Source organism: Pseudonocardia lutea (assembly GCF_042658055.1).
GTDB classification, from domain to species: domain Bacteria; phylum Actinomycetota; class Actinomycetes; order Mycobacteriales; family Pseudonocardiaceae; genus Pseudonocardia; species Pseudonocardia lutea.
The window spans coordinates 22,874-43,181 of sequence record NZ_JBHSQK010000030.1 but is presented as its reverse complement, the minus strand read 5'-3'; the positions used below and the strand labels follow the sequence as shown (position 1 = coordinate 43,181).

Here is a 20,308-nt window from a genome sequence, read left to right as displayed (position 1 = left end):
CGCTGCGGGCGCTGCGGGCGGGCGCGCCGCGGGTGCGGCGGCCCGGGCCGGCGCCGACGGCGTGGCGGGTCGCGTCGCGGTGGTGACCGACTCGACCGCCGACCTGCCGTCCGCCCTGGCCGGCGGGGTCCGCGTCGTCCCGCTGGAGGTGCGCCTCGGCGACCGGGTGGTGCGCGACGGCGTCGACATCGGGCCCGGCGAGCTCAGCGCGGCGATCGCCGACCGCCGGCTCGACGTCCAGACCTCGCGGCCCACGCCCGAGGCGTTCGCCGAGACCTACCGGGAGCTGCTCGCCGCGGGGGCGTCCGCGGTGGTGTCCGTGCACCTGTCGCGCGAGCTCTCGGGGACCTGGGAGGCGGCCCGCCTCGCGGCCGCGCAGGTCGACCCGGACCGGGTCCGGGTCGTCGACTCCCGGGCGATGGGCATGGGCCTGGGGTTCGCGGTCCTCGCCGCCGACCGCGCCGCCGCGGAGGGCGCGGATCCCGCGGAGGTCGAGGCCGCCGCGGCGGCCGTGGCCAGGCGCTGCCGCGTGATCTTCTGCGTCGACAGCCTCGACCGGCTCCGGCGCGGCGGCCGGATCGGCGCGGCTGCGGCGGTGCTGGGGACGGTCCTGGCCGTCAAGCCGCTCCTGCACCTGGTCGACGGGCGGATCACCGCACTGGAGAAGGTGCGCACCTCGGCCCGCGCGACCCAGCGGCTGGTGGAACACGCGATCACCGCCGCCGGCGACGAGGCCGACCTCGCGGTGCACCACCTCGGCGTTCCCGAGCGGGCGGACGAGCTGGCGGACCGCCTCGCCGAACGGCTCCCCGGGTCACCCCGCCCGGTGGTCTCCGAGATCAGCGCGGTCATCGGCGCCCACGTGGGTAACGGGGCGCTGGGGGTCGTGGTCGTGCCGCGGGGGTAGCGGCGCCCCGGGACCGCGGGGCGGCGCCCTCGCTCGGCTCCCCGGTGTCCGAGCGAGGCCGCGCAGCAGGAGGAGCACCGGCGACCCTCGACCCCGACGGAGCCCCCGCTCATCCTGCCCGGCAGCACCGACGGATCCGGTCGATGTCGGCCGCGGCGGGCCGCGCTGTCCCCACCCCGGCCCGTCCGTCCACAGGCGACGTGCTCGTCCGGGACGCGGGCGTCGGCGGCCCTAGCGTCGCGGGGGTGGCACGGAGCTCCCCTCACACCCGGTCCGCGGCGCGGCTGTCCGCGCTGCTCGGGACACCCGTGGGCCGCCCGTACCACGCGGGCGGGGCGACGGACGACGGGATCCCCGCCGCCCGCCCGCCGGCCGCGATCGGCGCCCGCACACCGCTCCCGACGGTCTTCCGGCCGGCGGTGCCGCCGGGCACGAGGGGCCTCGTCGACGATCCGCCGACGCTCCCCCTACCCGTACCCGCGCGTGCCGCCCGGACCGAGCGGCCGCACCCGAGCGACGCCCCCGGCAACCCGCACTTCGCCGCCGTGCTCGCCGAGAGCGAACCGTGCGCCGCGGACGACCACTCCGCACCCGCCGACGAGCAGCCCGACGAGCAGCCACCCGGCCGCACGCCGGGCACCCGTCCGAGCCGACTCACCCGGGTCGCCGCGCGGTGGGTCCCGGCGGCCTGGCGGGGCGCCCGGCTCGATCCCGGTCGTGCCGGTGCGCTCGCCCTGGTCCTGGTCGCCGCGGTGGCCGCCGTCGTTGCGGCCGTCGGCGTCTGGAGTGCCCGCCCCCGCGCGGAGCAGGTGCCGCCGGTGCTGCCCACGGTCGCGCTGCACGGCGCAGCCGAACCGGGCGCCCCCACCAGCACCGCGGCGGCGCCACCCGCCGCTCACGCCGACCTCGTCGTCAGCGTCTCCGGAAAGGTGCGCGAGCCCGGACTGGTCCGTGTCCCGGACGGCTCCCGCGTCGCCGACGTCCTCGACGCCGCCGGCGGCGCCCTGCCCGGGACCGACCTCGCCGGCCTCAACCTGGCGCGCCGCGTGGCCGACGGGGAGCAGGTGGCGGTCGGCGTCCCGTCCGCGGCCGACGCCGGCGGTGCACCGTCCGGGCCCGCCCCGGCGGGAGGCGGGTCCGGCGGCGCAGCCCCGGGCGGGAAGGTCGACCTCAACCGGGCGACGCTCGAGCAGCTCGACGGGCTCCCCGGCGTCGGCCCCGTCACGGCCCAGCGCATCCTCGACTGGCGCACCCGCAACGGCCGGTTCGCGCGGGTCGACCAGCTCCGCGAGGTGGAGGGCATCGGCGAGCGCCGCTTCACCCAGCTCCGGGAGCTGGTGACGGTATGAGGACGCGCGAGGACCGCCGCGCGATCGCCGAGGAACCCCGGGCCCGGCCGGATCTGCGCCTGGTCCCCGCGGCCCTCGCCGCCTGGGCGGCCGTGCTCTGCGCGGTGCTCGGCGGCCCGCTCGCGGCCCTCGCCGCGTGCACCCTCGCCCTCGTCACCCTGGTCGCCACCGGGCGCCGCCGGCGAGCCGGCCGCGCCCGGTTGGCGCTGCTGGCCGCGTCGGGGTGCGCCCTGGCGGTGGGCCTGCCGGCCGGGCTCCATGCCCTCCAGATCCACGACCATCCGCTGCGGGCCGCCGCCGAGCACGGATCGGCCGCGGTCCTGCGCGTCACGCTGACGGACGATCCACGGCCCCTGCGCGGCCCCGCCTACGGCACGGACTTCGGGGCCGACCGGATGCTGGTCGAGGCCGAGCTGGAGACCGCGACGGTCGGCGCGGGGGAGTGGCGGTCCGGCGGCCGCGTGGTGCTGCTGGCACCGGCGGAGGGCTGGAGCGGGCTGCTCCCCGGGCAGTCGGCCACCGCCGAGGGCCTGCTGCTGCCGGCCCAGCGCGCCGACCTCACCCTCGCGGTCCTCCGGACACGCGGTGCCCCGGCCGCGGTCACCGCGCCGCCCTGGTGGCAGACCGCCGCCGGGGCGCTGCGGGAGGGCCTGCGGCGGGCGACCGACGTGCTGCCGGAGGCCCCCGCGGGGCTGCTGCCCGGCCTCGCGGTCGGCGACACCCGCGGGCAGACGGGCGAGGTGGAGGAGGACTTCCGGGCCGCCGGGCTCACGCACCTCACCGCGGTCTCCGGCGCGAACCTCGCCATCGTGGGCGGCGCCGTGCTCGGCCTCCTCCGCCTGGTCCGCGCGGACCCGCGCCTCTCCGCGGTGCTGGCCGGGGCCGCCGTCGTCGGGTTCGTGGTGCTCGCCCGGCCGTCGCCCAGCGTCGTGCGGGCCGCGGTGATGGGCGGGATCGTGCTGCTGGCGCTCGCCCTCGGCCGAGGTCGTTCGGCGGTGCCGGCCGTGGCGGCGGCGGTGCTGGTGCTGCTCGTGGTCGACCCGGCGCTCGCGGTCGACGTCGGCTTCGCCCTGTCCGTCCTCGCGACCGCCGCACTCGTGCTGGTGGCACCCGGCTGGGCGGCCGCGCTGCAGCGGCGCGGCGTGCCGCAGGGTGCCGCCGAGATGCTCGCGGTGCCGGCGGCGGCCTGCGTGGCGACCGCTCCGGTGATCGCCGGGCTCAGCGGGGGGTTGAGCCTGGTCACGGTCCTGGCGAACCTGCTGGTGGTGCCGGCGGTCGCCCCGGCCACGGTCCTCGGGGTGCTCGCCGCCCTGGTCTCACCGCTCTCGCCCGCCGCCGCGACCGCGTGCGCGTGGCTCGCCGGTCCCGCCGTCGCGTGGCTCGTCCTGGTGGCCGATCGCGCCGCCGCGGTCCCCGGCGCCGTGCTGCCCTGGCCCGCCGGGGTGCGCGGGGCGCTGCTCCTCACGGGTGTGCTCCTCGTGCTGGTGGTGCTGGTCCGCTTCCGCCGCTCCCGGCTCGTCGTCCTGGCCGTCGTGATCGGGTTGGCGCTGGTCCTGGTGCCGACCCGGGTGATCCGGCCCGGCTGGCCGCCTCCGGACTGGGTCGTGGTCGCCTGCGACGTCGGTCAGGGCGACGCCCTGGTCCTGGCCACCGGCGTGCCGGGGCAGGCGGTCCTCGTCGACGCGGGCCCGGACGACGGGCCGACGGACGCCTGCCTGCGGCGCCTCGGCGTCGACGCGCTGGCGCTCGTCGTCGTCACCCACCTGCACGCCGACCACATGGGCGGGCTGGCGGGAGCGCTGCGAGGCCGGGCGGCGGGCGGGGTCGCGCTGGGTCCGGCCCAGGAGCCGGCCGGCGCGCTGCACCGGATCGCACGGCAGGCCGGGGAGGCCGGTGCGCCCGTGCTGGAACTGACCGCGGGCCGGCGCCTCACCTGGCCCGCCCTCACGCTCGACGTCCTGGCCCCCGCCCGGGCGCCGGAGTACGTCGACGGGGAGGACGGCACGGCCGTCAACAACACGTCGGTCGTGCTCCGCGCGACCACCCCGGCAGGGCGGATCCTGCTGACCGGCGACGTCGAGCTCGACGCCCAGGCCGAGCTCCTGCACGGCGGCGCGGACCTGCGGGCGGAGGTGCTCAAGGTGCCGCACCACGGCTCCCGCGCCACGAGCCCGGAGTTCCTGCGGGCCGTCGCGCCGCGGGTCGCGCTGGTCAGCGTGGGCGCGGGCAACTCCTACCGGCACCCGAACCCGGGGCTGCTCGACCTGCTGACGGCGTCGGGGGCCGTCGTGCGGCGCACGGACCTCTCCGGCGACGTGGCCTTCACCCGTGCCGACGAGCTGGTCGCGCGCGGGGACCCGCTCCCGGCCCCGCGCCGCTCCCGGGCGGGCCGCCGTGCGCGTCGCCGGGTCCCGAGGACGACGGCGGGCCCGGAGGAACACGTCCCCCGGGCCCGGCCTTCGTCGTGGCGCGCCGGCTCAGCGCCCCTCGAGCGCCTCGCGGACGGCCTTGCTGGTCGCCGGCACCGTCGCGGTCGGACGGGCGTGGGCGGACACGGCGTCGAGCGTCTTGAGGCCGTCGCCGGTGATCAGCAGGACGGTCTCGGCGTCCGGGTCGATCCTGCCGGCCTCGATCAGCTTCTTCGCGGTCGCGACGGTGACACCGCCCGCGGTCTCGGCGAACACGCCCTCGGTGCGGGCGAGCAGCCGGATGCCCTCGACGACCTCCTCGTCCGTGACGTGCCCGACGGCGCCACCGGTGCGGCGCACGGAGTCGAGGACGTACGGGCCGTCGGCCGGGTTGCCGATCGCCAGCGAGCGGGCGATGGTGTCCGGCCGGACGGGCTGGATGACGTCGTGGCCCTGCTCGAAGGCCGAGGCGACGGGCGAGCAGCCGGTCGCCTGGGCGCCGAAGATCGTGTAGGGCTTCTCCTCGACCAGGCCGAGCCGGACGAACTCGCCGAACCCCTTGTCGACCTTGGTGAGCTGCGAGCCGGAGGCGACGGGGACGACGATCTGGTCGGGCAGGCGCCAGCCGAGCTGCTCGGCGACCTCGTAGCCCAGGGTCTTGGAGCCCTCGGCGTAGTAGGGGCGGACGTTCACGTTCACGAACGCCCACTCCTCGTGCTCCGCGGCGAGCTCGGTGGCGAGCCGGTTCACGTCGTCGTAGTTGCCGTCGACGGCGAGGAGGGTGCCGCCGTAGACCGCCGTCGTGGTGATCTTGGCCTGCTCCAGCGAGGAGGGGATCAGCACGACCGAGTCCCAGCCGGCCCGGGCGGCCGCCGCGGCCACGGCGTTGGCCAGGTTGCCGGTGGAGGGGCAGCAGAGCACGGAGAAGCCCAGCTCACGGGCCGCGGCCAGGGCGACGGCGACGACCCGGTCCTTGAAGGAGTGCGTGGGGTTGCCGGTGTCGTCCTTCACCCACAGCTTGCGGAGCCCGAGCTCCGCGGCGAGCCGGTCCGCCTGGATGAGCCGGGTGAAGCCGGGCTCGGTGTTCGGGAAGGCCTGCACGTTCGCCGGGACCGGGAGGAGGTCCTTGTAGCGCCAGATCGACTTGGGGCCGGCCTCGATGGACTCCCGCGTGACCTTCGGGAAGTCGTAGGCGATCTCGAGCGGGCCGAAGCACTGCGGACACGCGAACTCCGCGGCGAGCGGCGTCCGGTGGCCGCACTCGCGACAGGAGAGCGCAACGGCGGAGCCGAGGTCGAAGGTGGTGCCGGCAGGCGTGTCTGCAGTGAGAGTCATCAGATCTCCTCATCTGTCCCGCTGGCGCGGGCCGGAATTGGCACCTGGTCCGTCGACGTGCAGGCACCGCGGGGTGCACTGCGCGGATCGTCGTTCGACGCCGGTTGCCGGGGCTTCGTCGGGCCGTTCCCTCTGCCCCTCTGGATGAGCCATATGCGGTTGTGCCGTGCCGGCCCCGTGCGCGGAGCGAGCGCGACGCCCGGATCGATCCGGACGCCCTGCACGGTACGGCACGCGGGGCGCCCGGATCCAGCCGGCCGTCGGATGTGGGAGGCGTGTCACGGATCGTCGGTGTCGTGCGCGACGATGGCGCCCGGGCCCGGGCCGCCCGGGCCCCGGTGCACCACGACCCCGCGCGCCGCCCCCCGCGACGCGTGCGAGAGGAGTTCGGCCCATGCCGGCCACGAAGCCGCCCGCCCCCGTGCAGCTCGTCGTGGGCGAGGAGGAGCTGCTGGTCGAGCGCGCCGTGAGCGAGATCCTCCGCGCCGCCCGCGCGGTCGACCCCGAGACCGACATCCGCCGGTTCCGCCCCGCCGAGCTCACCCCCGGCGAGCTGGTCGGGCACCTGAGCCCCTCGCTGTTCGCGGAGGGCCGGATCGTGGTGATCCAGGGGGCGCACGAGGCGGGCAAGGACCTCGCCGCGGCGATCCTGGCGTACGCGGCGGAGCCGGCCGACGGCATCGTGCTGGTCGCCGTGCACGCGGGCGGGGCCCGCGGCAAGCAGCTGGCGGACGACCTGCGCAGGGCCGGCGCGGCCGTGACCAAGTGCGACCGGCTCACCCGTCCCGAGGAGCGCGCCGAGTTCGTGCGGGCCGAGGTGCGGCGGGCCGGCGGCACGATCACCGCCGAGGCCGTGAGCGTGCTGCTCGAGGCGGTCGGCTCGGACCTGCGGGAACTGGCGTCGGCCACGAACCAGTTGGTCTCCGACACCGGCGGGCAGGTCGACGGCCAGGCCGTGCGCCGGTACCACCGCGGCCGCGCCGAGTCGTCGGGCTTCGCGGTGGCGGACAAGGCCGTCGCCGGGGACCGGGCGGGCGCGCTGGAGGCGTTGCGCTGGGCGCTGGTGCTGGGCGTCGCGCCGGTGCTGGTCGCCGACGCCCTGGCCGACGCGGTGCGCACGCTGGCCAAGGTCGGCGCGGCCGGTCGCGGCGACCCGAACCGCCTGGCGGGCAGCCTCGGCATGCCGCCCTGGAAGATCCGCAAGGCGCAGGGGCAGGTGCGGGCGTGGCGGCCCGCCGGCCTCGCGACGGCGATCGCGGCGACCGCGCAGGTCAACGCGGACGTCAAGGGAGCGGCCGCGGACCCCGCCTACGCCCTGGAACGCGCCGTCCTCGCGGTCGTCGAAGCCCGCGGCACCGGCTGACTCGCCGCGGCCGACCCCGACGCCGCCCGAGAACGCGTCGACGGCCCTGCCCCACGGGAAAGGGCAGCGCCGTCGACGGGAGCGCTCGACCGGGTCCGGTGGACGCCGGGAGCACGCGGGCGCGCCGGGCGCGCCCGCGGGATCAGGCGCCGATCTTGGCGACGCGCCGGGCGAGGGCCGACTTGCGGTTCGCGGCCTGGTTCTTGTGGATCACGCCCTTGCCGGCGGCCTTGTCCAGGGCGCGGGCGGCGGCGCGCTGCAGCTCGACGGCCTTCTCGGTCTCGCCGGCCTCGGCGGCCTCGCGGAACTTGCGGATCGCGGTCTTGACCGACGACTTGACCGACTTGTTGCGCTGACGGCGCTTCTCGTTGGTCTTGACCCGCTTGATCTGGGACTTGATGTTCGCCACGCTGGTGTGCCTCGAGTCTTCCTGGTGCTGGTACGTATCGGGGGGCTCAGGCGACCCCGACCGGTTCTCCACCGATGCGAGCGAGCACGCCGAGCACTCGGTCGTCCATGCTACAACCCGGCGCGGACGGCCCTGCACGGGCCCGCGCTCCGCGGGCCACGGAACCGGGATCGCACGGCGCGCGCCCCCACGACCGCCCCAAGACCGCCTCCACGCCGGTCCGGCGACCACGGCCCGCACGCCGCGAACGCGGCCACCCCGCGTGACCGTCTCGTAACGCGGACGTAGCACCGTCCCGTTGGCCCCGGCCAGGGGAAACGGTCAAGATGACCCCGTGAGCCGCGCAGTGGACCGCAGACCCGCAGGAGAGCCGGCACAGGACGACGGGGCCGCGACCACCGGCCCGACCAGCCACGCAGCCACCGGTGCGGCCACCCGGACGACCACCGACGCGAGGACCGACACGGCCGCCGCCACGGCCGCCAGGAACCGGACCGGCGCCACCAGGGCGTCCGGCACCAACGGGTCGGCCATCCCCGCCGCCACGGGCCGTGCCCGCGGCTCGGCCCTGTTCGACGGCTATCTGGAGCCCGGCCGTCCCAACCCGGACGCGTTCGACGAGATGTTCAACGCCGACGGCAGCGTCCGCGCGCCCTACCGGCACCTGCACGACGCGATCGCCCCCACCGCCGCCGCGGACCTGGCCGCCCGCGCGGAGGCGCTCGACCGGGCCTACATGGACCAGGGCATCACGTTCAGCCTGTCCGGCAAGGAACGCCCGTTCCCGCTGGACATCGTGCCGCGGGTGATCGGCGCGAGCGAGTGGAGCCGGCTGCAGCGCGGGATCGTGCAGCGGGTGAAGGCGCTGGAGGCCTTCCTCGCGGACGTCTACAACGACGCGCAGATCGTCCGCGACGGCGTGCTGCCGCGCCGGCTGATCACCAGCTGCGAGCACTTCAAGCGTGCGGCGCACCTGCTCAACCCGCCCAACGGCGTGCGCATCCACGTCGCCGGCATCGACCTGGTCCGCGACCAGGAGGGCACGTTCCGGGTGCTGGAGGACAACCTCCGCAACCCCTCCGGGGTCTCGTACGTGATGGAGAACCGCCGCACCATGGCGCGGGTCTTCCCCGACCTGTTCACCCGCCAGCGGGTGCGTGCGGTGGCCGACTACTCGACCCACCTGCTCCACGCCCTGCGCGCGGCCGCGGCGCCCAACGTCGCCGACCCGACGGTCGTCGTGCTGACCCCGGGCGTCTACAACTCCGCCTACTTCGAGCACTCGCTGCTGGCCCGGCAGATGGGCGTCGAGCTCGTCGAGGGCCGGGACCTGTTCTGCCGCGACAACGTCGTCTACATGCGCACGACCGAGGGCGAGCAGCAGGTCGACGTCGTGTACCGCCGGATCGACGACGACTTCCTCGACCCCCTGCAGTTCACGCCGACGAGCGTGCTGGGCGTCGCGGGGATCATGAACGCCGCCCGCGCGGGCAACGTCGTGATCGCCAACGCGGTGGGCAACGGGGTGGGCGACGACAAGCTCGTCTACACCTACGTCCCGCAGATGATCAAGTACTACCTCGACGAGAAGCCGGTCATCCCGAACGTCGCGACCTTCCGCTGCTGGCTGGACGAGGAGCGCGGGCACGTCCTCGACCGGCTCGACGAGCTGGTGCTCAAGCCGGTCGAGGGCTCGGGCGGGTACGGCATCCTGTTCGGCCCGGACGCCACGGCCAAGGAGCTGCAGAAGGCGCGCAGGGCGATCCGCGACGACCCGCGCGGCTGGATCGCCCAGCCCGTCGTCCAGCTGTCCACCGTGCCGACCAAGGTCGACGACCGGCTCGTGCCCCGGCACGTCGACCTGCGGCCCTTCGCGGTCAACGACGGCGAGGAGGTCTTCGTGCTGCCCGGCGGCCTGACCCGGGTGGCCCTGCCGAAGGGCAGCCTGGTGGTCAACTCCAGCCAGGGCGGCGGCTCGAAGGACACCTGGGTGCTGGCGGCGAGCCGGTCGAGCGAGGCCGAGCGGGAGCTGGGGGAGCGGGGGATCGCCGCCACGGCGCCCACCCGCGGCCCGGCCACCGAGCAGGGGCCCGAACCGGGCCTCGACCAGCAGCAACAGCAGCAGCAACAGCAGCAGCAACAACAACAGCAGCAACAACAGGGCCGGCAGGTGCAGGAGCTCGGCGGGATGCGCCGGGAACAGGTGCCGGGGCGGACGGAGGGACGGGGCTGATGCTCGCCCGCAACGCCGAGTCGCTCTACTGGATCGGCCGCTACGTCGAGCGCGCCGACGACACCGCGCGGATCCTCGACGTCTCGGTCCACCAGCTGCTCGAGGACGCCACGCTCGACGTCGACGTGGTCGCCCGCCGGCTGCTCGGCGTGATGGGCGTCGACCCCGGCACGGACGAGCCGCTCGACGCCTTCTCCCTCACCGAGGTCCTCGGCTACGCCACCGACGTCCCCGGCTCCATCGTCTCCTCGATCTCCAGCGCCCGGGAGAACGCCCGCGGCGCGCGCGAGGTCGTGTCGTCGGAGATGTTCGAGTGCCTCAACGCCACCTGGAACGCGCTGCCCGAGCGGCAGCGGTACGCACGCTGGGTGGGGCCGCACGCCTTCTTCAGCTACATCGAGGACCGGGCGGCGATGTTCTCCGGGCTCGCCGCCTCGACGATGAGCCGGGACGACTCGTGGCGCTTCTACCTGCTCGGCCGCTCGGTGGAGCGGGTCGACATGGTGGTGCGGCTGCTGCTCTCCCGGGTCTCGGACCGGATGAGCTCGCCGGGCTGGCTGTCCGTACTGCGCTCGGCCGGCGCGCAGGACACGTACCTGCGCACCTACCGCGGCGCCGTGGACGCGGTGCGGGTGGCGCAGTTCATGCTGATGGACCGGCTGTTCCCGCGGTCGGTCTTCTCCTCGCTGCGTGAGGCGGAGACCTGCCTGCAGCAGCTGGACCAGCAGCCGACGGCCCGGGTCGGCGCCAAGGCCGAGGCGCTGCGGCTGCTCGGCCGGGCGCGCAGCGAGCTGGAGTTCCTCCGCCCCGAGGAGCTGATCGACGACCTGCCCGCCCAGCTGCTCTCCCTGCAGGAGACGATCCAGAAGGTCGGCGAGGCCGTCTCGCTGCAGTTCTTCCACGCCGCCCCCTGGGTCGCGTGGACCGCGCCGGAGGTGGTCTGACGATGGGCTGGCGCATCCGCGTGGTGCACGAGACGGGCTACAAGTACAGCTCGCCGGTGCACGAGACCTACAACGAGGTGCGGCTGACCCCGCGCAGCGACACCCACCAGAACGTGATCGTCAGCCGCGTCGAGACGGTGCCCGCGACCCGCGCGTACCGCTACGAGGACTACTGGGGCACCCAGGTCACCGCGTTCGACCTGCACGCGCCGCACACGGAGCTGGTGGTCACCGGCACCTCGGTGGTGGAGACCGGGGACGAGGCCGCGCCGGTCCGCGGGGCGAGCTGGGAGGACCTGGCGTCGGAGGCCGTCCGCGACCGGTACACCGAGATGCTCGAGTTCACCGAGTACGTCGGGCGCGACGCCGAGCTGGCCGGGATCGCGAAGGGGCTCAAGCGCGGCAGGGACCCGGTCGACGCCGTGCTCGCCGCCTGCGGGAAGGTCCGCGACGCCATGACCTACCAGGCCGGGACGACGGGCGTGCACACCTCGGCCACCGAGGCCTGGCAGGCGGGCAAGGGGGTCTGTCAGGACTACGCGCACCTCACCCTGGTCCTGTTGCGCGAGATGGGGATCCCGGCCCGGTACGTGTCGGGGTACCTGCTGCCGCGGCAGGAGGTCGCGGTGGGCGAGACGGTGTCCGGGCAGTCGCACGCGTGGATCGAGGCCCGCACCGGCGGCTGGTGGGGCTTCGACCCGACCAACGGCATCCCGATCGGGCACCGGCACGTGTGGGTCGCCGTCGGCCGCGACTACGCCGACGTCTCCCCGCTCAAGGGCATCTACTCCGGCGGGTCCGCCGAGACGCTCGACGTCTCGGTGCACATGACCCGTCTGGCCTGAGACGCACGACCGGCACTCTCGCTCCCCGGAGAGCAGCGAGAGTGCCGGTCGCCGTGGGCTCAGGCGGCCGCGGCGGCCTGCTCGACCTGCTTCTTCCCGCCCACGAGCAGCGAGATCGGCACGGCGACCGTCGCGATCACGGCGGCGCAGAGGAAGGCCGCCCGCGCGCCGGGGACGTCGGCCGCCACGCCCGGGGTGGCCGCGAACACGACCATGAGCGTGACGAACAGCGCCGTGCCGGCGGCGCCCGCGACCTGCTGCAGCGTCGCGAGGATCGCGCTGCCGTGCGAGTCGAGCTCGCCGGGCAGGCGGCCCAGCGCGTCCGTCATGAGCGGGGTGAACATGAAGGACAGCCCGATCACCAGCAGGACGTGCAGCCCGATCAGCATCCCGACCGGGGTCCCGGCACCGATCGTCGTGAAGCCCCACAGCGACAGCGCCAGCACCGCGGTGCCGGGGATGACGAGCGGGCGGGCGCCGAGGCGGTCGTAGAGCCGGCCGACGAACGGGCCGAGCAGACCCATCACCAGGCCGCCGGGCAGCACCGCGAGCCCGGTGACGAACGCCGAGACCTGCAGCACGTCCTGCAGGTACAGCGGCAGCAGGATCAGCACGCCGAACAGCGCCATCATGCCGAGCACGACCAGCACCAGGGACACCACGAACGGCCGGAAGCCGAGCGGGCGCAGGTCGAGCAGGGCGCGCCCCTCGCGCTGCAGCCGCCGCTGCCGGACCACGAAGACGGCGAGCGCGACCAGACCGATCAGCGTGGGCGCCCACGGCGGCAGCAGCGCCTCGCCGCGCGCGGACTCGCCGATGCTGGACAGCCCGAACACCAGCCCGCCGAAGGCCAGCGCCGACAGCACCACCGACGGCCAGTCCAGCGGGATGTCGCGGGTCTCGCCGGTCAGCCGCAGCCAGGTCGCGCCCGCGCCCAGCGCGAGCAGCGCGATCGGCAGGATCACGAGGAACATCCAGCGCCAGCCCAGGGTGGACAGGATCAGGCCGGAGATCGTCGGGCCGATCGCGGGGGCGACGGCGATGACCACCGTGATCGTGCCCATGGTCGCGCCGCGGCGCTCGGCCGGGACGAGCCGGATCACCGTCGTCATCAGCAACGGCACCATCACCGCGGTGCCGAGCGCCTGCACGACGCGCCCGGTCATCAGCACGGCGAAGCCCGGCGCGAGCGCCGAGATCAGCGTGCCCAGGCTGAACAGCGACATCGACACGAGGTAGACCGTGCGCGGGGTGAGCCGCTGCAGCAGGAAACCGGTGATCGGGATGACCACCGACATCGTGAGCAGGAAGCCGGAGGTCAGCCACTGGGCCGTGCCGACACTGATGTCGAGGTCGGTGACCAGGACGGGGAGCGCGACGCTCATGATCGTCTCGTTGAGGATCATGACGAAGGCGGAGCCGACCAGCAGCCAGACGACCGTCGACGCCGACCGGGGCGCCTCGACGGGACTGGGGGGTGCGTCGGGCGCGGTCATGCGGGGGTTCTCCGATCGGGGGACTCGTACGCGGATCTCACGTACGGACAGACGCTATCCGGACGCGAAGGTCATCGGCCACGCGTTTCCCGGTCCGCGAACGGTCACACGTCCGACGGCTCGGAACCGTCGGCGGCTGCTCGTAGGGTGCCCGCATGACCGTCGTCCTGGTGCACGGCAACCCCGAGACCCCCGCGGTGTGGGACCTGCTCGTCCCGCACCTGGCCCGCGGCCCCGTCGTCCGGCTCGCGCCGCCCGGGTTCGGCGCGCCCGTGCCCCCGGGGTTCGGCGGGACCGTGCTCGAGTACCGGGACTGGCTCGTCGGCGAGCTGGAGCGGATCGTCGCCGAGGAGGGCCCGGTCGATCTCGTGGGACACGACTGGGGCGGCGGGCACGTCGTGAACGTGGCGACGGCCCGGCCGGACCTGCTGCGCAGCTGGGTGTCGGACGTCGTCGGCATCTTCGACCGGGACTACGTGTGGCACGAGCTGGCGCAGGCGTGGCAGCAGCCGGGCGTCGGCGAGGAGGCGGTGGCGCGGATGCTGGCCGCCGGCCCGGTCGCGAACGCGGAACGGCTGACCGGGCTCGGCATGGACGCGCGGGTGGCCGAGCGGATCACCGCGGCGTTCGACGAGACGATGGCCGACTCGATCCTGCGGCTCTACCGGTCGGCGGCGCAACCGGTCATGGCGGAGCTGGGCGCGGACCTGGAGGAGGCCGCCGCACGTCCCGGGCTCGCGCTGATGCCGAGCGAGGACCACATGGTCGGCACGGAGGAGCAGCGGCACCGGGCCGCCGCCCGCGCCGGCGCGCGCGTCGAGGTGCTCGAGGGACTCGGGCACTGGTGGATGGCGCAGGACCCCGAGCGCGGCGCGGCCGTGCTCGACCGGTTCTGGGCGGCGGTGTGAGCCCGAGCGCCTACCCCGGCAGCAGGGCGAGCGCCGCGTCGAGCACCTCGGGGACCTCCACCCCGGCCAGCACCGTGGCGTCGTGCCCGCAGGTCCGGCCGAGGTAGGGGTCGCCGCAGACCGCGCAGCGGCTCTCCCAGTCGACGACGACCCGGTGCCGGGCGCGGAACAGCGGGCTGACGTCGACGAGGTTGGCCCGGGTGAACACGCCGACGGTCGGGGTGCCGACCGCCTCCGCGATGTGCCGCGGTCCCGAGTCGTTGCCCACCAGCAGGTCCGCCCGCTCGGCCACGCCCACCAGCCCGTTGAGGTCGAGCGCCCCGACGAGGTCGAGGACCGGCGCGTCGCCCAGTCCCGCCCGGACCCGCTCGGCGAGCTCCAGGTCGCCCTTCCCGCCGACGACCGCGACGCAGGCGCCGCGCCGTTCGGCCAGCGCCCGGCCGACCTGCCCGAGCCGCTCGGGCGGCCACTGCCTGCTGACGTCCGTGGCGCCCGGGTGCAGCACCACGAGCGGGCCGTGCCGCGGCGGGAGGGCGGCGTCGGCCGCGGCGCGGTCGGCGTCCGTCACGGTGAGCCGGGGCCGGAGCGTGACCGGGCGCGCCCCCACGAGGTCGACGACCTCGTGCCAGCGCATCACGTCGTGCTGGAAGGACGTCCACGGGATCGTCCGGGTCAGGGCCGGCGCGTCCGCCGCGCGGCTGCCCGCGGTCACCCGGGCGCCGAAGCGCAGCAGGAGCGGGTTGGCGTTGGCGCCCCCGCCGTGCAGCTGGACGGCGAGGTCGAGCTCCCGCGCCCGCATCGCGGCACAGAACTCCTCGACGACCTCGGGCGGGTCGTCCGGCGGCCCGCCGACCTCGCCGCGGACCCCGGACACCCGCGGCGCCTCCAGCACCTCGTCGACGGGGAAGGGGCGACCGTGCAGCAGCGTGGCGACGGGCGGCGAGGTCACCAGCGTGATCGAGGCGTCCGGGTAGGCGGCGCGCAGGGCCGCGAGCGCGGGCTGGGCGACGAGGGAGTCGCCGAGGCCGTTGGCGCGGAGCACGGCGATCCGCCGCACCCCGGGGAGCAGACCATGATCGGGCACGGGGGAGGGATGCCCGCTGGAGCCCCCCACACACACCTCGCCCGCTCCCCGGCCGGGTGGCCGGGTCCCCGCTCCCGCACCGGCGAGCGTGCTGCGGGCTGTCGCCGGCGGCCCTGGGCTCCTACCGTGAACAGGTGCGCAGCGACGACGTGCGAACCGCGGCCGCCGCCTGCACCGGCCTGCTCGGCGGGGCGCTCGGGCGGGACTGGTCGGCGCGGGCGGGCACGCTGGACATGAGCGTGTCCGAGGTCGTCGCCCACGTCGCCCACGTCCTGCACGTGCACGAAGGCGCCGGCGTGCACGGCCGCGACGAGGGTGGCCGGCGGCCGGTCCGCGTGCACCCGCAGCTCGACGGCGTCGACCTCGGCCGGGCCGCCCGCCAGGTCGACCGCGTAGCCCCGTCCGGCGCCGGGCGGTGCCGGACGGGCCGATCAGGGCGAGCGCGGGCGCGCCGGTCAGGGCGTGAGCGCCGACTCCGCCGCGCGGTCCACCCGGCGGTGGTAGCGCTCGCCGGCCTTGCCGCCGACGACCGCACCGATCAGCGCGACGACGGCGGCGATGAGCAGCGCGATCACGCCGGACAGGGTCAGCGACTCGCCGGAGATCGCGACGCCGGGCACCCGCAGCGCGGCGAACAGGCTGTCCGTGGTGCCGGTGACCGCCGTGGCGATCGACACCGCGAGCGTGACGACCAGGCCCACGGCCCAGACCGCGACGCCGTTGCGGGCGCCGTCGAACCGGGCGAGCCGGCCCGCCACGTACCCACCGGCGTAGTAGGCCAGCAGCATCACCACGACGGCGACGATCCCGCCGGTGATGCCGAGCATCCGCGGGTCCTGGCCGGGTCCGCCGCCCAGGTCCGGGGAGACCCCGGCGAGCCGGACGACCAGCGAGGCGAGCGCCCCGAGCAGCACCGTGAGCCCGACGGCGACGAGCCAGCCGAAGAAGGCCGACCCGACCTTGAGCCCGCCGAACCGCTCGTGCTGGTACTCGTGCGCGGCCGTCAGCGCGCCACGGCTGGAGTAGTGCCGGGCGAGGTCGGCGTCGGGTTCGCGGCGCGCGGGCGCGCTGCGCAGGGTCCGCCGGTCGATCGGGACGGTCACCCCGCGGTCGTCCGGGGCCGCCCCGGACAGGGGCACGGTGCGGGCGCTGCCGAGCCGCGGCTGCACGACGCCCCACGGCGTGCCGTCCGGCCCGTCGACGACGTCCGTGAGCTTCCCGACCGTGTTCCCCGACCGCCCGCGAACGGTGCTGCCGACCCATTCGTGGGGCCCGGCGTGAGCCTGCGGGAACGCCCGCGTCGTGGGGTCGGCGGTGGGATCCGGTCCCGGGCCGGTCGGGGACGGGGCGACGGGGCTGCCCGGCGAGGACGGGGTACCGCTGCTCACGGAGTCCATGGCGGGCGGATACCCGACGGTGGCCCGCCTCACACGTGAGCGGGGCTGCGCGGGCGGTGCACGCGACGTGGGACGATGAACACGACCCCCGTACCGGAATGGATGTCTGAGTGACGACGTACGCCGACCGCACGTTCACCCCGCCGGAGCGCATCCGGAACTTCTGCATCATCGCGCACATCGACCACGGCAAGTCGACGTTGGCCGACCGGATGCTGCAGATCACGGGCGTGGTCGACGAGCGCGCCATGCGCGCCCAGTACCTCGACCGCATGGACATCGAACGCGAGCGCGGGATCACGATCAAGGCGCAGAACGTCCGGCTGCCGTGGACGGTGGACGGCGAGGACCACGTCCTGCACCTGATCGACACCCCGGGGCACGTCGACTTCACCTACGAGGTCTCGCGCGCGCTGGAGGCCTGCGAGGGCGCGATCCTGCTGGTCGACGCCGCGCAGGGGATCGAGGCGCAGACGCTGGCGAACCTCTACCTGGCGCTCGACAAGGACCTCACGATCATCCCGGTCCTCAACAAGATCGACCTGCCGGCGGCGGACCCGGACCGCTACGCCGCGGAGATCGCGCACATCATCGGCTGCGACCCCGGCGACGTGCTGCGGGTCAGCGCCAAGACCGGCCTGGGCGTCGAGGCACTGCTCGACGAGGTCGTGAAGCAGGTGCCGGCGCCGCAGGGCGACGCGGACGCCCCGGCCCGCGCGATGATCTTCGACTCGGTGTACGACACCTACCGCGGCGTCGTCACCTACATCCGGGTCGTCGACGGCAGGATCGTCCCGCGCGAGCGGATCAGGATGATGTCCACCGGCGCCACCCACGAGCTGCTCGAGGTCGGCATCGTGTCGCCCGAGCCGAAGCCGAGCGAGGGCCTCGGCGTCGGTGAGGTGGGGTACCTCATCACGGGTGTGAAGGACGTCCGGCAGTCGAAGGTCGGCGACACCGTCACGAGCCAGCGCCACGGCGCCGCCGAGCCGCTCACCGGCTACCGCGAGCCGCGCCCGATGGTCTACTCGGGCCTCTACCCCGTGGACGGCTCGCAGTACCCGGACCTGCGCGAGGCGCTGGACAAGCTCCAGCTCAACGACGCCGCGCTGACCTACGAGCCGGAGACCTCGGCGGCGCTGGGCTTCGGCTTCCGCTGCGGCTTCCTCGGCCTGCTGCACCTGGAGATCACCCGGGACCGGCTCGAGCGCGAGTACGACCTCGACCTCATCTCCACCGCGCCCAACGTGGTCTACCGGGTGCTGAGGGACGACGGCACGGAGATGACCGTGACGAACCCGTCGGACTGGCCCACGGGCAGGGTCGCCGAGATCCACGAGCCGATCGTCAAGGTCACGATCCTGGCGCCGTCGGAGTTCATCGGCGCGATCATGGAGCTGTGCCAGAGCCGGCGCGGCCAGCTCGGCGGGATGGACTACCTGTCCGAGACGCGCGTCGAGCTGCGGTACACCATGCCGCTCGCGGAGATCATCTTCGACTTCTTCGACGCGCTGAAGTCCCGCACCCGCGGCTACGCCTCGCTGGACTACGAGGAGGCCGGCGAGCAGCAGTCCGACCTGGTGAAGGTGGACATCCTGCTGCAGGGCGAGCCGGTCGACGCCTTCTCCGCGATCGTGCACAAGGACGCGGCGTACTCCTACGGCACCACGATGGCCGCGAAGCTGCGCGAGCTGATCCCACGCCAGCAGTTCGAGGTGCCGATCCAGGCCGCGGTCGGGTCGCGCATCATCGCCCGCGAGACCATCCGCGCGATCCGCAAGGACGTCCTCGCCAAGTGCTACGGCGGTGACATCAGCCGCAAGCGCAAGCTGCTGGAGAAGCAGAAGGAGGGCAAGAAGCGCATGAAGACCATCGGTCGGGTCGACGTGCCGCAGGAGGCCTTCGTGGCGGCGCTGTCCACCGAGTCGAGCGCGGACAAGGCCAAGAAGTAGCCGCCGGACGGGTCGCCGAGCGGGCCGTTCGGCGGACCGGGGGGACGCGGTCGGGCGACCGGTGTCTCCAAGGGGCCGGCATCGCTGCGCGAGCCGGGTACGGGGGCGAGGGAGCCGGGGAGCTCGGGAGTCGCTGGGGGAGCTCTACTCGGGGTCGGGGTTCGCCAGGTCCTCGAGGAGGCGGGCGAGCTGGACGCGTTCCGGGGTCCGCACCGCGCCGAGTGCCGTGCCCACCCGACGCTCGATGCTCCCGCAGACGCGCTCGACGACCTCCCGGCCGCCCGCGGCGAGATGCACCAGCACCCGTCTCCGGTCCACCGGGTCGTTCTGCCGGTAGGCCAGGCCGTCGGCGACCAGACGGTCGACGACGCGGGTGGCGGTGGGGGCCGGGAGCGCGGTGTGCGAGGCGATCTCGCCCATGCTGCGGCCTCCGCCGCGGGCGAGCATCAGCAGGACCCGCCAGCCGTCGCGGCTGACACCGTGCGCCGAGGTGGCCGGGGTGAGCGACGCCGCGACGGCGCGCTCGACCCGGTCGAGGAGCTCGACGAGACCGGGGACGCGCGGCGCCGGGACGGTCATGGTGCGACCGTGCCCCGGCGCCGTGGGACTAAGTGGCTCAGGCACGATGACCGACTGTACTTGCTGCGCGGCCCGATTGCCGCAGTTCGCGAGGAGAAGACCGCGACAGCAACGTTGCCGGTGTCAGTGCGTGAACACGATCTTGCCCGCTGTGTCCCCCTCCAGCATCGCGCGGAAGCCCTCCTCGGCCCGCTCGAGGGGCAGCTCGAGGCCGATCTCGGGGCTGATCCCGGCGTTGGCGACGAAGGTCAGCAGGTCCGCCAGCTCCTGCCGGGTCCCCATGGTGGAGCCGACGACGTTCAGCTGGAGGAAGAAGAGACGCTGCAGGTCGGCGCCCGGGTTGGGGCCGGAGGTGGACCCGCAGCAGACGATCGTCCCGCCCGGGCGCAACGCGCGCATGGAGTGCTTCCAGGTGGCCTCGCCGACCGACTCGAACACGGCGTCGACCTTGCCGGGCAGCTTCGCGCCGGACTCGAAGACCGCGTGCGCGCCCAGCTTCTCGGCGAGGTTGCGCTTGTCCTCCGTGCGACCGGTCACCCAGACCGTCATCCCGGCCGCGCGGCCGAGCTGGACCAGTGCGGTGGAGACGCCGCCGGACGCGCCCTGCACGAGCATCGTCTGGCCGGGCAGCAGCCCGGACTTGGTGAACAGCATCCGGTAGGCGGTCAGCCACGCGGTGCCCATGACCGCGGCCTGGCTCGGCGTGACGCCCTCGGGCTTGGGGACGGCGTTGCGCCTCGGGACCACGACGTGGTCGGCCATCGAACCCTGGTACTTCTCCGTGAGGAGCGTCCGCTTGGGGTCGAGCGTCTCGTCGCCGCTCCAGTCCGGGTCGCCGATGATCGAGTGCAGGACGACCTCGGTGCCGTCCTCGAGGGTGCCCGCGCCGTCGCAGCCCAGGATCATCGGGAACTGCTCGGGCTTGATGCCCACGCCCCGGAGCGTCCAGAGGTCGTGCATGTTGAGGCTGGCGGCGGTGACCCGGACCTTGACCCAGCCCTCGGGGACCTCGGGCTCGGGGCGCTCGCCGACGGTCAGCGAGTCGAGCGGGGCGTCGGCGTTGGGCTCAGCGGCGTAGACGGCGAACATGCCCAGAACC

15 protein-coding genes, 1 pseudogene and 1 riboswitch are annotated in these 20,308 nt (G+C 74.9%); of the genes and pseudogenes, 9 read left to right on the top strand and 7 right to left on the bottom strand.

All coding sequences use genetic code 11. The features are described 5' to 3' along the window. Window positions 1-61: 61 nt before the first annotated feature. From ACFQH9_RS13530 to ACFQH9_RS13520, 3 genes and pseudogenes are all read left to right on the top strand, one after another. Entirely contained in the window at window positions 62-907 is an 846-nt protein-coding gene (locus ACFQH9_RS13530) for a DegV family protein (protein ID WP_379566385.1), read from the top strand. Between the two features lie 245 nt (window positions 908-1,152). Beyond that, window positions 1,153-2,256, top strand: a complete 1,104-nt coding sequence (locus ACFQH9_RS13525; protein WP_379566383.1) for a ComEA family DNA-binding protein — start codon at window positions 1,153-1,155, stop codon at window positions 2,254-2,256. After that, window positions 2,253-4,412, top strand: a pseudogene (locus tag ACFQH9_RS13520) (ComEC/Rec2 family competence protein); the annotation flags it as partial. The gene ACFQH9_RS13525 and the pseudogene ACFQH9_RS13520, both read left to right, overlap by 4 nt. Window positions 4,413-4,733: 321 nt before the next feature. Here ACFQH9_RS13520 and thrC read toward each other — a convergent pair. Then, the gene (thrC, locus tag ACFQH9_RS13515; protein WP_379566382.1) at window positions 4,734-5,999 is read right to left on the bottom strand and encodes a threonine synthase; all 1,266 of its coding nucleotides are present in this window, start codon (window positions 5,997-5,999) and stop codon (window positions 4,734-4,736) included. Between the two features lie 6 nt (window positions 6,000-6,005). Continuing rightward, window positions 6,006-6,150, bottom strand: a riboswitch (SAM riboswitch). Between the two features lie 243 nt (window positions 6,151-6,393). Here thrC and holA point away from each other — a divergent pair. After that, window positions 6,394-7,362 carry a DNA polymerase III subunit delta gene (gene holA / locus ACFQH9_RS13510; RefSeq protein WP_379566381.1) on the top strand — a complete coding sequence of 323 codons (969 nt, stop codon included), beginning with the start codon at window positions 6,394-6,396 and terminating at the stop codon, window positions 7,360-7,362. 142 nt (window positions 7,363-7,504) lie between these two features. Here the strand turns inward: holA and rpsT are convergent, their stop codons facing one another. Beyond that, entirely contained in the window at window positions 7,505-7,771 is a 267-nt protein-coding gene (gene rpsT / locus ACFQH9_RS13505) for a 30S ribosomal protein S20 (RefSeq protein WP_379566379.1), read from the bottom strand. A 532-nt stretch (window positions 7,772-8,303) separates the two neighbouring features. On the opposite strand from rpsT, the gene ACFQH9_RS13500 reads away from it, so the two are divergent. The 3 genes from ACFQH9_RS13500 to ACFQH9_RS13490 are packed head-to-tail and all read left to right on the top strand — an operon-like array spanning window position 8,304 to window position 11,793. Next, on the top strand, window positions 8,304-10,004 hold the full coding sequence (locus tag ACFQH9_RS13500) for a circularly permuted type 2 ATP-grasp protein (RefSeq protein WP_379566384.1): 1,701 nt from the start codon (window positions 8,304-8,306) through the stop codon (window positions 10,002-10,004). After that, entirely contained in the window at window positions 10,004-10,948 is a 945-nt protein-coding gene (locus tag ACFQH9_RS13495; protein ID WP_379566378.1) for an alpha-E domain-containing protein, read from the top strand. Before ACFQH9_RS13500 ends, ACFQH9_RS13495 begins: the two co-directional genes overlap by 1 nt. 2 nt (window positions 10,949-10,950) lie before the next feature. Continuing rightward, window positions 10,951-11,793, top strand: coding sequence for a transglutaminase family protein (locus ACFQH9_RS13490; RefSeq protein ID WP_379566377.1), 843 nt, complete (start codon window positions 10,951-10,953; stop codon window positions 11,791-11,793). Between the two features lie 59 nt (window positions 11,794-11,852). Here ACFQH9_RS13490 and ACFQH9_RS13485 read toward each other — a convergent pair whose 3' ends face one another. After that, window positions 11,853-13,289, bottom strand: a complete 1,437-nt coding sequence (locus ACFQH9_RS13485) for an MDR family MFS transporter (RefSeq protein ID WP_379566376.1) — start codon at window positions 13,287-13,289, stop codon at window positions 11,853-11,855. A gap of 155 nt (window positions 13,290-13,444) precedes the next feature. Between ACFQH9_RS13485 and ACFQH9_RS13480 the strand changes: the two genes are divergently transcribed. Next, on the top strand, window positions 13,445-14,197 hold the full coding sequence (locus ACFQH9_RS13480) for an alpha/beta fold hydrolase (protein ID WP_379566375.1): 753 nt from the start codon (window positions 13,445-13,447) through the stop codon (window positions 14,195-14,197). A gap of 10 nt (window positions 14,198-14,207) precedes the next feature. Here ACFQH9_RS13480 and ACFQH9_RS13475 read toward each other — a convergent pair whose 3' ends face one another. Both ACFQH9_RS13475 and ACFQH9_RS13470 read right to left on the bottom strand, forming a co-directional pair. Further along, complete coding sequence (locus tag ACFQH9_RS13475) at window positions 14,208-15,281, bottom strand: glycosyltransferase family 9 protein (RefSeq protein ID WP_379566374.1); 1,074 nt, start codon at window positions 15,279-15,281, stop codon at window positions 14,208-14,210. Between the two features lie 455 nt (window positions 15,282-15,736). Then, complete coding sequence (locus ACFQH9_RS13470; RefSeq protein WP_379566373.1) at window positions 15,737-16,678, bottom strand: YrzE family protein; 942 nt, start codon at window positions 16,676-16,678, stop codon at window positions 15,737-15,739. 110 nt (window positions 16,679-16,788) lie between these two features. Between ACFQH9_RS13470 and lepA the strand changes: the two genes are divergently transcribed. Continuing rightward, on the top strand, window positions 16,789-18,630 hold the full coding sequence (lepA, locus tag ACFQH9_RS13465) for a translation elongation factor 4 (RefSeq protein ID WP_379566372.1): 1,842 nt from the start codon (window positions 16,789-16,791) through the stop codon (window positions 18,628-18,630). Between the two features lie 144 nt (window positions 18,631-18,774). Here lepA and ACFQH9_RS13460 read toward each other — a convergent pair whose 3' ends face one another. Both ACFQH9_RS13460 and ACFQH9_RS13455 read right to left on the bottom strand, forming a co-directional pair. Continuing rightward, window positions 18,775-19,209, bottom strand: coding sequence for a MarR family winged helix-turn-helix transcriptional regulator (locus ACFQH9_RS13460; protein ID WP_379566371.1), 435 nt, complete (start codon window positions 19,207-19,209; stop codon window positions 18,775-18,777). A 123-nt stretch (window positions 19,210-19,332) separates the two neighbouring features. Further along, on the bottom strand, window positions 19,333-20,298 hold the full coding sequence (locus ACFQH9_RS13455; protein WP_379566370.1) for a zinc-binding dehydrogenase: 966 nt from the start codon (window positions 20,296-20,298) through the stop codon (window positions 19,333-19,335). Window positions 20,299-20,308 lie beyond the last annotated feature (10 nt).

Bases quoted from the DNA above. Each gene is read 5' to 3' on its own strand.
- thrC (WP_379566382.1), bottom strand. From the start codon at position 5,999: ATGACTCTCACTGCAGACACGCCTGCCGGCACCACCTTCGACCTCGGC.
- holA (WP_379566381.1), top strand. From the start codon at position 6,394: ATGCCGGCCACGAAGCCGCCCGCCCCCGTGCAGCTCGTCGTGGGCGAG.
- ACFQH9_RS13495 (WP_379566378.1), top strand. From the start codon at position 10,004: ATGCTCGCCCGCAACGCCGAGTCGCTCTACTGGATCGGCCGCTACGTC.
- ACFQH9_RS13490 (WP_379566377.1), top strand. From the start codon at position 10,951: ATGGGCTGGCGCATCCGCGTGGTGCACGAGACGGGCTACAAGTACAGC.
- ACFQH9_RS13485 (WP_379566376.1), bottom strand. From the start codon at position 13,289: ATGACCGCGCCCGACGCACCCCCCAGTCCCGTCGAGGCGCCCCGGTCG.
- ACFQH9_RS13480 (WP_379566375.1), top strand. From the start codon at position 13,445: ATGACCGTCGTCCTGGTGCACGGCAACCCCGAGACCCCCGCGGTGTGG.
- ACFQH9_RS13470 (WP_379566373.1), bottom strand. From the start codon at position 16,678: ATGGACTCCGTGAGCAGCGGTACCCCGTCCTCGCCGGGCAGCCCCGTC.
- ACFQH9_RS13460 (WP_379566371.1), bottom strand. From the start codon at position 19,209: ATGACCGTCCCGGCGCCGCGCGTCCCCGGTCTCGTCGAGCTCCTCGAC.
- ACFQH9_RS13455 (WP_379566370.1), bottom strand. From the start codon at position 20,298: ATGTTCGCCGTCTACGCCGCTGAGCCCAACGCCGACGCCCCGCTCGAC.